Here is a 12,444-nt window from a genome sequence, read left to right on the forward strand (position 1 = left end):
AGTTGATGACAAGATTTCTATTTCTCCATCATTATTTATATCAACTGCAACAGGACTATTTTTTGTTCCAGTACCCATTTCTTGTGGCCAGCCTTGCAAAGTAGTACCATTTTCATTGATTATTTCTAATTTACCAGATAAAGTATTGAACGCAAGTAAGAATTCATCATCTCGTTCCTGAGTAAAAGCTATCATTGAAGAGAAAATATTTGATGATATATCTTTTATACATTTTATATCACCATAACCATCAATAATATAGATTTTGTAATCATAATTGCTAAAAGCTATGCGACTATTATTATCAAAGATAATGGGAGGAGACCAAATTTGAGAATCGGTTTCTATTGGAAAACCATCCAAAATTACTCCTTCTGATGAGATAGCATATAATGAGCCATTTAATGTACCAACAACAATGTCCTTGACCATATCATTATTAATATCACCGACTGCAACATCTGCAAATATTGGTGATCCAAAATCATAAGGAAAACATGGGAAATCCGTTCCATCTATTTTAATTACATATAATTTTCCATCCAAACAAGGTGCAATAATCTCTAATTCTTCATCCCCATCTAAATCCGCAACTGTAGGAGTACAAATCATCTGTCCGCCGGTTTCATATTCAAATATTATAGATTCATCATTATCAATAGCATAGATTTTATTATATCGGGTGGTTAAAACTATTTCATATTGCTGGTCATTATCAATATCACCCACAGCTATTGAAGACCATGCTTCTTCACCAAGCTCAACAGGGAAACCATCCGAGATGCTTGCATCCGCTTCAATAGAGTAAATTTTTCCTGCCCTGTCAACAAATAGGACTTCGTTTTCATTATCATTATCAAAATCAACAACCACAGGCGAGCATTTTACTTTACATCCAAGATATAATGGCCAATTGTACTGCACAATAGAAACATCAAGATTATGATAATAGGTTTTTTCAAATGGATAAGAAGAATTAGTATTAGCTGTTACATAAAGCTGATACTCCAGAACATTATAACCGCAGTCTTCTGCCACATGAAAAACAATGGGATTGGAAATATTTGTGGAAATCTGTCCCGGAGAAATATTACCGAAATAACTAATACTATCAATCAATGTGAGTTCATCTCCCTGGTATCTCATTGTTACAGAGACATCGTAAGCAAGTTGCCAATCAGGAAGGTTTTTTAATGATATAATCATTTTTATTTCTTCACCGGGATTTACAATACCATCTCCATCTCCCAATTCATCATTCATAATAATGTTAGTGGCAGTTACATAAGGGAACTCGCCATCAAGGGTAATAATTTCAGCATGAGGGTCGCCAAACAAAATAAGTTCGTAATAACACCATCGCATCCACGGATTATCTGCTTGGTCAATGAGTGATATTTTTGAATAATTGTTGCAATTACCTAATTGTTTGATGTCCGCTGTAAATAAGCCATCAAAGAATGTTCTGTCAAACTGTTGGGATGGACCTTCAATAGAACCAGGACTATACCAGCCATAACGGGTATTGCCAATAAAAGCCATCGGACCGCCTGAGGCGATAATTAACCTTTCTGCAACAGCTTCATTACCATGGCTTGTTCCCTCATCAAAAGCTGCAGGGAGACAACCCTGGCTATACATTAGCCCATACTCATCGTTTATTAATTGGTCGGCTTGATTTGGGCTCATTCCCATTAAAATCCAGTAATTTGCATGGCCCATATTATTCATAATACCAACGCCATTATTAAGCATATTTACAACTGCCTGCTCTGAATAAGTTCCATCTCGTTGATAAAGAGTATAGAAATGATAGTTATTTGCCGGAATACGAGTTAGAATATCGTCTTTGTAATCACCACCCCAGGTAACAGGATTCCAATTGAGGTTCTCCCCAACCATACAGGCCTTTTCCAGAGCCGGTTTTGGATTTTCTTTATAGTCCATTATTTTGTATAAAGCATTACTAAAATCAATTTCTGTATCACCCGGAATTCTACCAATTGCAATTTCAGGGATGAAATCAACACTATCAGCAGGATATTCTCCGTAAATATTATTTCCATTATAATCAAAATTACCATCCAATGCAGAAAAATAGAAATCAGAAGGAATATAACCAATTGTGCCCCCAGCATCAACATAAAGTTTCCGTAACGGCACTATTTCATCATCCCCGCCTAAGAGCACATATTCTAAGGGTGTATTTGTGCTATTCCAGGTTGTATAAGCATCAATAATAAAATTTCTTAATTTATCAGCGTTATCGATTCCCATATATTCAGCATTTATTTCTTGAATTGTATAAACAGCAGGATTCAAACCGAATCCAATTTTCCAATTTACAAAGTCGTCAAATAGCGAAACAAAACCCTCTCCTGTAATAATGATGTAATCATGTGGGTCATCGGGATTAATTAAGTTATCTCTGCTAAGTTTAGATTTTTCCTTACCAAAATAGGAATTTAATACTTCTTCATTTTCTACTAATTTTTCTATTTTCTCAATAATAGAATTTGAATTACAAAGCATCATTGATTGATAATTTGATAATTTTTCATCAGATTTTGTTATGACACTCAATTCCATCTCAGATAAATATTGAACAATCCCGGATTTTGGCAGATATCTAATAGGAAATAGATTGATGATTGCTATGCTATGACCAGCTAAGATTTCTGTGCTCAGGATTTTAAATTTTGATGCGGGATAAGGGCGGTCAGATGAATAAATTATCTTATTTTTTTCAGTTGGAGTTATCTCGTTTGAATTTGTTGGTTGAGGAGTCTTTGCAAAGTCTATATAAACTCCTTTATCAATGAGTTGCCAATCCGAATAGTTAACCTTAACACTTGATATTTGTTCTCCAAAAGGAAGTAATATTTTTGCCGAACAGAATGGAATTATTGGCTCGCCTGGAGTTGATATTTTTGAAGTAAGATTAGTCTCTATCTCCCCATGTCTAATTTCAGGTTTATCAAAACTGAATGAAAAGGTTAATTCTTTGGCTGATAGCAATGTTCTTGAAAATAAAAGTAAACCGATTATTATTAGTAGTTTTTTATACATATTTAACCTTATTCTAATTTTTTTGATAAAAGAAAAACTTTCTTGGTTTTTGTCAAACTTATTGTTACTAAAGATGTAATTGAAGGTTAAATTAATTGCTTCCCAACAAGTCTAGACTAATGACAAATGAGTTAACTTTCCTTTATTTTATTTTGATAAAACTTTGCTCTATCAATTATTTCATCCTCATCAACAGTTAACAGTTTGTGATTTTCCATAATCAATTTTCCATTTATAATAACATCACTAATAGCATTGCTGGATATAGTATACACAAGATGTGAGTAGACATTATACATTGGAAGAATCTCCAGCTTATTTGTATCAATTAAAATAATATCAGCTTTTTTGCCAACTTTTAGTGAGCCTAATTCCGATTCTTTCCTTAATGCCGTAGCCGAATTGAGCGTTGCCATTTTTACTACTTCATCAACAGGAAGAATAGTAGGGTTTTTGTTATAAGCTTTATGAATTTTTGCTGTAAAATCCATCTCATCAAGCATACTTAGATTGTTATTACTTGCAACTCCGTCTGTTCCCAGACACAAATTTATGCCATTTTCAATATACTTTTTGATGGGCATGAAACCTGAGGCAAGCTTCAAATTACTTTCTGTAGTGATTGCAACGCTTATATTTTTTTCCCTCAAAATTTTTAGTTCTTTATCATTTACCCAGATTCCGTGAGCAATAACAACATTGCTATCAAGAAAGCCAATGTCATTCAAATACTTTATTGGTCTTTTATGATGCTGTTTCAAACAGTTTTCAACTTCCTTTTGAGTTTCTGATATATGAATATGCAGGAGCATATTATGTTTTTGAGCAGTTTCGGAAGCAAGTTGTAATGTTTCAGAGCTACAAGAATAAATTGAATGGGGCGCAATTGCAAAATTTATTAGTTCATTATTAGCGAATTCATTTTGATATTTAACTGCATTATCTAAAGCTTGCTTTGGTTCTTTATAATTTGCATTTGGAAAGTCCACAATACCCTGACCAACAATAGCCCGAATTCCAACTCTGGATGCTGCCTTTGCAGTTTGTTCCGGGAAGAAATACATATCATTAAACATTGTAATACCGTTTTTGACAAGTTCTGCTGCTCCATGCAAAGCTGCTAAATATACAAATTCTTCTGATACAAATTTTGCTTCTGCGGGCCAGATATAATTTTCCAACCATTCCTGTAAAGGCAAATCATCAGCCAATCCACGAAAATATGTCATTGGTATATGAGTATGGGCATTAATGAATCCCGGCATAACAATTTTTGATTCCGCATCAAATACCTTTTTTGCAGAGAACCTCTTCTCTAAATTTTCTGTTTTATGAATTTGGATGATTCTGCCATCTTTTATTGCAATTGCACCGTTTTGGATGACATCCATCTGTTTGTTAATTGTAACAATAAGTCCATTTTTTATCAGAATATCAACTGATTCCATAATGAGAATTTTCAAACATTGGATCGAGTTTTAATATTATTACTAGCCATTTCCCCTCATATTTTTTATTGAAATTTAGAAATGTACTAAAGTATCAAGTTTTTGATAAATTAAGAGTTAGTATGTAGGATGGAATGAAAAAGATACTTGTTAAGAATGCCGCACTGATTTTAAAATGTAAATTTTCAATATTTTTTACGATTTTTGACAATTTGAGTTAGTTTCTCACCCATTGTAGATATTTTGGGATTACTGGAGCGTTTCCAATCTCTGATTGTATCTTTTGTAAGAATTGCGAAATCGCTATTTCTTTCTTTCCCTCCAGAGCTTCTTAAACTATTAGCCAATTTTTTCATAGAGACCCATATTGTCTTAATTCTTTTATTATCAGCATCTTTAAGCCATTCCTTTAGATAAGGATATACTTCAGCCGGCCGTGCTCTTGCGATTTGAATTATAGTATGTGTGATTTTCTTCTGGACTTCAATACTTTCATCATCAATAATTTTTTCAATAAATTCCATTACAAAATGTGGGTCTTTCTGAGAGATATTTTCTAAGCCGTGAAATGATATGGAGCGTTTACTCCCGTCAGCACTTTCAATCCATTTCACCATATTGGATTTCATTAATTCTGGATATTCTTTCCAGAAATGGTCCATAATATTTTCTGCTTCCCATTTTATAGAATCATAATAATTGCTGACAATTTCTATCATTTCCTCTGGCTTGCCCATAAGGTAATTATAGAAGAAGAAGAGAGCTGTTGCGCGTTTTGCGTAATTCTTTGAATCTAATAAAGATTTTGCTATCTCTTCCACCTTATCTTTTTGCGGTGAATTAGCCGCAGTTTCTGCAATCAGGATTCTTCCAAAATAATTCTTACAAGAAGCAAACTCCTCAAATTTCTTTTTCCCCTTTCTGGGTGATTCATCCAATAACTTAAGAGTTTTTTCAGTTTTGTAGCGAAGTTCTTTTTCTTCCTTCTCGTCAAGACGTCCGATTTCTTTAACCATAAACTGCCTTTCAAATGTTAAGAATTAAATTATGTTTTGCAATTACAAAATTTTGTACTTACTTATTTAATCCTCTGATTATGGATTTTTTGTTGTCTGTTTGATTTTGGACTTTATAAAATTTCTAAAATTATTATGTCAAGTAAAAAATTTTATTAATTTATTATTATGACAAAAATGCTTTCAGATAATCCTGATATAAAATATTTTTAGAAATTATTGTCCTTGACATTAAAAAGTCCAAGCCCAAAAGAGCGTAAAAAGTTGTCGGAGGAGTGATGTCAGAAAAACTTGTTTATGGGAATATCAGTAGCAAAGAATCTATGGAATTGGAGGAGAAATATGGAGCTCATAACTATCAGCCACTTCCAGTAGTAATTGCAAAAGGAGAAGGTGTTTATGTTTGGGACCCGGAAGGCAAAAAATATTACGACTTTCTCTCAGCATATTCTGCACTTAATCAAGGTCACTGTCATCCAAAGATTATTAAATCACTTATAGACCAGGCAGAGATTCTTACACTTACCTCACGGGCGTTTTTTAATAATAAACTTGGGGAATATGAAAAATTTGTAACTGAATTTTTTGGCTATGATAAAATTCTGCCGATGAATACTGGAGTAGAAGGCGTTGAAACAGCTATAAAACTTTCTCGTAAGTGGGGATATGAGAAGAAAGGGATTAAATCTAATAAAGCCAAAATAGTTGTTTGTGAAGGTAACTTTCACGGTCGCACTATTGGCGCTATCTCAGCCTCAACTGACCCTGAAAGTACTAATAACTTTGGTCCTTTTCTACCAGGCATTATTAAGATACCATACAATAATCCAGAGGCATTAGAAAAGGTTTTAAAAAAACAAGGGAAAGAAGTTTGCGCCTTTTTAGTTGAACCTGTTCAAGGTGAAGCTGGTGTAATCGTTCCAGACGATGGCTATCTAAAAAGAACTTTTGATAAATGCAAAAAATATAATGTATTATTTGTGGCTGATGAGGTTCAGAGTGGGATTGGGAGAACAGGTCGTCTTCTCGCATGTGATTATGAAGAGGTTAGACCTGATATTCTTATCCTTGGAAAAACAATTTCAGGTGGGGTTCTGCCAATTTCTGCTGTATTAGCTGATAATGAGATTATGTTAGTTATAAAGCCTGGACAGCACGGTTCTACTTTCGGAGGATTTCCTTTAGCCTGTGTGGTTGCAAAAGCGGCGTTAGAAGTAATTAAGGAAGAGCATCTGATAGAAAATGCAGAAAGACTCGGGAAAATATTCCGTGAGGAAATGAAAAAAATAGATTCTTCTCTTATTGAATTGGTTCGTGGTAAAGGCTTACTTAATGCCATTGTTATTAAACCAAGGGATGGTATTGAAGCCTGGGATGTGTGTGTTCAACTCAAAGAAAAAGGATTGCTTGCCAAACCTACTCATAGACACATTATTCGGTTTGCACCACCGTTAGTAATAAATGAAGAACAACTGATGGAAGCAATCGGAATTATTAAAGAGGTTTTTTCTGAGTTAAGTTGATTGTAAATTTTTTGAACAAAGAATAAAGAATAACGAATGAATATGAAATATACATGCCAATATTTCGGCACAAAAAAGTATGAAAATTTCAGAGATTATTTGGAGTAGGCGAGTCTCTCGTCTAGTAGCCGACGGAGTCGGCTACTCCATACTCTGTGGCAAGGAATTTTCACATGAAAATCGGAATACGAAGAGAAGACAAGAGCAAGTGGGAACGAAGAGTTCCATTAATTCCAGAGCATATAAAATTATTGAAAGAAGAATATGGGATTGAGACGGTTTTGCAACCCTCTAAAATCCGTGTCTTTTCTGATAATGAATATAAGAATTATGGTGCCTTAATAAAAGAAGATTTGTCCGAATGCCCTGTTGTTTTTGGAATCAAGGAAATTCCCGAATCATTCTTTCAACCGAATAAGACTTATGTTTTTTTCTCGCATGTGATAAAAGGTCAATCTTATAATATGCCGATGCTTAAGAGAATATTGGCCCTTAAATGCAATCTTATTGATTATGAAAGGATTGTAAACGAGAATAATAAACGGCTGATATTCTTTGGAAGGCATGCAGGTATAGCTGGAATGATTGATACTCTTTGGGCATTTGGACAGAGATTAAAATATGAAAATATATCAGACCATTTCAAAGAGATAAAAAAAGCATATCAATATAAATCTTTGGAACAGATAAAAAGTGATATAAAGGCGATAGGGGAGAAGATAAGGAAAGATGGTGTCCCAAAGATTTTGACTCCTCTTGTATGTGGAATTACAGGTTATGGAAATGTTTCTAAAGGTGCCCAGGAGATTCTTGATGAACTACCAATTATTGAAATTTCACCTTCTCAACTTTTGAACTTAAATCAGGTTAAAAGTATTTCGCGCAATCATATCCATAAGGTAATTTTCAAAGAAGAGCATCTTGTTATGCCAAAAGAAGGAAATGAGGAGTTTAGGCTACAAGATTATTATGAAAATCCACAACACTACAAATCGCAATTTGCAAAATACATTCCTCACTTATCTATACTTGTAAACTGTATTTATTGGACGCTACAGTGCCCGAGATTCGTTACAAAAGAAAATCTGAAATCACTTTATCTAAAGGATAAAAATCAGAAGCTGCAAGTTATTGGAGATATTAGTTGTGATATCAATGGGTCAATTGAATTTACTTCCAAGATGACAAAACCAGATAGTCCTACTTATGTTTACAATCCCCTTGTGGATAAAGAATATGATGGTATACAAGGAAACGGAGTCGTAGTTATGGCAAGAGGAAATTTGCCCTGTGAAATTCCACGAGAGTCATCTATATTTTTTAGTAATGAATTAATTGATTTTGTCCCGCAAATTGTAAATGCCCATAGTTCAGATAGCCTGGACAAGAATGCTCTTCCATTACCAATTCGGAAAGCATTAATTGTTTATAAAGGGGAACTTACAAAAGATTTTGAATATATAAAAGAATATCTTTGAAACTTGAAATTGGAAATTGGAAACTGGAAAACTGGAAGACTGAAAAAGAAATATCAAGTATCAAATTTCAAGTATCAAGTTTCCAGTTTCTGATATGAAAGGAAAAAGAATATGAAAAAAGTACTGATTCTTGGTGCTGGATTAGTTTCCAGACCTCATGTTAATTACCTGCTTGAACCGCCCGACCTTTTGCTCACAGTCGCAAGCAGGACAGTAAGTAAGGCTGAGAAGTTGGTTGGGGACCACCCTCGTGGGAAAGCCATCTCTCTAAATGTAAAAGATGATAAGAAATTAGAAGAATTAGTATCTGAAAATGACCTTGCTGTAAGTTTATTACCATATACCTATCATGTTAAAATTGCGAAACTTTGTATTAAACATAAGAAAAATATGGTTACAACATCTTATGTGAGCGATGCTATGAAGGAGTTAGATAGTGAAGCCAAATCTGCAGGAATTATTCTACTGAATGAAACAGGGGTTGATCCTGGTATTGACCATATGTCTGCAATGAAAGTAATTAATAATGTGAAAAATAATGGAGGCGGAATAAAAAGTTTCAAATCATATTGTGGGGGATTGCCAGCACCGGAAGCTAATACTAATCCCTGGGGCTATAAATTTTCATGGAGTCCAAGAGGTGTTGTTATGGCCGGGAAGAATTCTGCAAAATATCTTATGGATAAGAAAATTATTGAAATTCCAGGTCCAGAACTATTTGCAACAAATTGGTCAGTTGATATACCTAACTTTGGTAAATTGGAAGCATATCCAAATCGCAACTCAGTTCCTTATAAAGAATTGTATAACATACAGAATACCGAAACAATGTTTCGTGGCACACTTCGTTATCCTGGCTGGTGTGCTACAATGAAAAAAATTGCTGAACTCGGTCTTCTTGATGATGAAAAGGTTTATTCTCTTAAGAATTTGTCCTATGCTGAATTTATGAGAAATTTAATATTAGATTCAAAGTATGAGGATTTAAAACAAGATTTAGCAGCTCAGTTAAATTTGGATGTAACCTCAAACCCAATATACAGAGTAAAATGGTTGGGATTATTGGGAGACGAAAAAATCGCTTTAGAAAAAGGCACTGCTATGGATGTCTTCTGTAAAATTCTTTTAGATAAATTGCAATATGCTCCAAATGAGAAAGATATGCTTATTCTTCACCACGAATTTATTGCAGAATTTCCTAACAGAATGCAGAAGATAACATCCACTATGATAGATTATGGGATTCCGGGTGGAGATTCTTCTATGTCCAGAACCGTTGGACTACCTTCAGCTATTGCTGCCAAATTAGTTCTTAATGGGATAATTAAAGAAAAAGGGGTAAAAATTCCTGTAAAACCTGAAATCTATGAACCTATATTAGAAGAGTTAGCGAAACAGAATATTACCTGTAAGGAAAGATATCAGGAGATATAAATTTAATCTCGCTCCTAAAAATTCTTCCGAATTATCATAAGGTTAGCCCATAGTTTTAACTGTGGGTAAAAAGGTAAAAAACCAAATTTAACCCCTTCAGGGGTTTTTATAGTGAATTCATAGATTTAATTTTATAAATAAAATATTGTTCGTGTTAGTTCGTGTGGTTCGTGGCAAAAAAGGATTTACATATGCAAAAAGAGAGATATAAATTTCCAATGGCAAAAGCAATTCACCGATTATACTTGCAAGGTGAAGATGACGAAACAATGTGTCCAATTGCTTTTTTTGATAGTCCAAATGATATGCCAATTGGTCGTTTTGAAGATGGCGATTATGTAATTTTTTACGACATTCGTGGTGAAAGAGAAGTTGAAATAACAGAAGCACTAACCGATTTGCACTTCTCACACTTTCCAACAAAAAAGATGAAACTTAACTTCGTAACAATGATTGAGTATGACCCGAAACTGAATACTAAAGTTGCATTTTCTCGCGCTCACACTGTAAGCAATACATTAAGTGAAGTTGTCAGTAAAGCAGGTTTACACCAGATAAAAATTGTAGAGTCTGAAAAAGAGGTTCATCTTACATATTTTCTTAATGGTAAAAATCAAAAGCCATTTCCAAATGAAGAGAGGGTAATTATTGATTCACCTAAAGTTCACGAATTTGATTCAATTCCAGAGATGAATGTTGCAGAAGTTGCGGATAAAGTTATGCAAAAGATTGAGGAGCAGAAGTATGATTTGATAGTTTCTAATTTTTGCAATATTGATGTAGTTGGACATACAGAAAACGAAAAAGCAATAATAAGAGCTATTAAAGCAGTTGATGATAAAGTTGGTGAAGTAGTTGCTCTTGCACAGAAAAGAGGGATGAGAATTATTATTACCGCAGATCATGGAACTGTAGAAAAAAGATATTTTCCAGAGGGTACAGTTGATACGGGGCATACGGACAGCAAAGTTCCCTTCATTTTTATTGATTCTGATTGTGATACCAAAAATTATTTAGCAGAAGATGGAGCGTTGACAGATATAGCACCAACAATTCTCAAATTGATTGGAATAGAAAAGCCAGAAGAGATGACAGGAAATTCCTTGCTTACGGATTATGAGCCCAAAATTAAAAAACCAGTATTATTGCTCATCCTTGATGGGTGGGGTTATAGAGAAGAAAGTTATGGAAATTTGATTAAACAAGCCAATCCAACTAATATGAATCGTATTATGCAAGAAAACTCTTTTATCACAATATACGCAGCAGGAGAATATGTCGGTATGCCAGATGGCACAGTGGGAAATTCTGAAGCAGGACACTTGCATATTGGTGCTGGCAGAGTGGTATTATCAGACAGATTGAAAATTGATAATTCCATAAAAGATGGTTCGTTCTATGAAAATAAAACGTTTAAATGGGCGGTTGAGGGAGCCAAAAAAGATAAAACAAATCTGCATTTGTTAGGTATTGTCTCATTTTACAGTTCTCATGGTTCTCTTCATCATCTTTTCGCATTAATGGATATGGCTAAGAAATATGGTGTTAAGAATATGTATATCCATTCAATGTTAGGTAGAAGGGGTGAAAGACCAGAGAGTGGTGCTCATTATATTGAAGAAGTTGAAGAAAAATGTGCCCAACTTGAACTGGGTAAGGTGGTCTCGGTTATTGGTAGAAAATGGGCAATGGACCGTGAACACAATTGGGATAGAATTGAAAAAGCTTACAGACTTTTTGTATATGGAGATGGTGATAAAGCCATTCTACATGATTCGGGTCGTAAAGGATAACGACCCGAAGTGGAAGATAATAAAAATGCCCGAGGATGGATGTCCCCGGGCATAATGTTATAGACAAATCAATCCTATTTCAGTAATATCATCTTTCCTGAATAAGCGCTCTTGCCAGCTTTTAAGATATAGAAGTAGATACCAGAAACAACTTCCTCTCCAGATTCATCTCTGCCATCCCAGTATGCTGATGCCTCTGTATCTTCACTTGCTACAACCGGTGGTAATGTTCTAACCTTTTCACCGAGAATATTGTAAATTGTGACTTCAGCTAATGCAGGCTCTGAAAGAGTGAACCTTATCTCAGTTGAACCTCTAAATGGATTAGGTGAGTTCTGAAGAGCATATATTACTGGTTTAGTAATTGAAGGATGCTCAGAACCATCTGGAATTTCAATCTTTACACTATTAAAATGATGAACTTCTCCACCAAGATCTACACTCTCAATCCAATACCAATATGCATCTCCAGGCATTGTCTCTACCATCTTGTCTTCATAAATATAAGAATGAGGCTCTGATGTTGAACCATACCCATCAATTAAATTAGGTATTTTATCAGCAGTGGCAAAACTATTTTCTGTACTACGGTATACATACCAGCCAAGATTATCTGTCTCTGATTGTGTGACCCAATATAATGTTGGAACATTAATATACTCACCCATGAAAGCCGAGAGTTC

8 protein-coding genes are annotated in these 12,444 nt (G+C 34.4%); 4 read left to right on the plus strand and 4 right to left on the minus strand.

Features of this window, described 5'->3' with window-relative positions:
- The 3 genes from U9R23_05600 to U9R23_05610 form a co-directional block, all read right to left on the minus strand.
- Positions 1–3,069, minus strand: a 3,069-nt coding sequence (locus U9R23_05600; protein MEA3475893.1) for a C25 family cysteine peptidase, incomplete at its 3' end; no start/stop codon positions are given.
- A gap of 131 nt (positions 3,070–3,200) precedes the next feature.
- Positions 3,201–4,517 carry an amidohydrolase gene (locus tag U9R23_05605; protein ID MEA3475894.1) on the minus strand — a complete coding sequence of 439 codons (1,317 nt, stop codon included), beginning with the start codon at positions 4,515–4,517 and terminating at the stop codon, positions 3,201–3,203.
- A gap of 185 nt (positions 4,518–4,702) precedes the next feature.
- Entirely contained in the window at positions 4,703–5,533 is an 831-nt protein-coding gene (locus tag U9R23_05610; GenBank protein MEA3475895.1) for a DNA alkylation repair protein, read from the minus strand.
- A 278-nt stretch (positions 5,534–5,811) separates the two neighbouring features.
- Between U9R23_05610 and rocD the strand changes: the two genes are divergently transcribed.
- The 4 genes from rocD to U9R23_05630 all read left to right on the plus strand — a co-directional run bounded on the left by rocD (position 5,812) and on the right by U9R23_05630 (position 11,761).
- Positions 5,812–7,056, plus strand: a complete 1,245-nt coding sequence (rocD, locus tag U9R23_05615; GenBank protein ID MEA3475896.1) for an ornithine--oxo-acid transaminase — start codon at positions 5,812–5,814, stop codon at positions 7,054–7,056.
- Positions 7,057–7,229: 173 nt separating this feature from the next.
- A complete protein-coding gene (locus U9R23_05620; protein MEA3475897.1) occupies positions 7,230–8,534 on the plus strand; it encodes a bifunctional lysine ketoglutarate reductase /saccharopine dehydrogenase family protein in 1,305 nt (434 codons plus the stop codon).
- A gap of 111 nt (positions 8,535–8,645) precedes the next feature.
- On the plus strand, positions 8,646–9,968 hold the full coding sequence (locus U9R23_05625; protein ID MEA3475898.1) for a saccharopine dehydrogenase C-terminal domain-containing protein: 1,323 nt from the start codon (positions 8,646–8,648) through the stop codon (positions 9,966–9,968).
- Between the two features lie 191 nt (positions 9,969–10,159).
- Positions 10,160–11,761 (plus strand): alkaline phosphatase family protein, encoded by a 1,602-nt coding sequence (locus U9R23_05630; GenBank protein MEA3475899.1) that lies wholly within the window; start codon positions 10,160–10,162, stop codon positions 11,759–11,761.
- A 74-nt stretch (positions 11,762–11,835) separates the two neighbouring features.
- Here the strand turns inward: U9R23_05630 and U9R23_05635 are convergent.
- Positions 11,836–12,444, minus strand: a 609-nt coding sequence (locus U9R23_05635) for a T9SS type A sorting domain-containing protein (protein MEA3475900.1), incomplete at its 5' end; no start/stop codon positions are given.

The sequence above is a fragment of the Candidatus Cloacimonadota bacterium genome (genome assembly GCA_034722995.1).
GTDB lineage: Bacteria > Cloacimonadota > Cloacimonadia > JGIOTU-2 > JGIOTU-2 > JAGMCF01.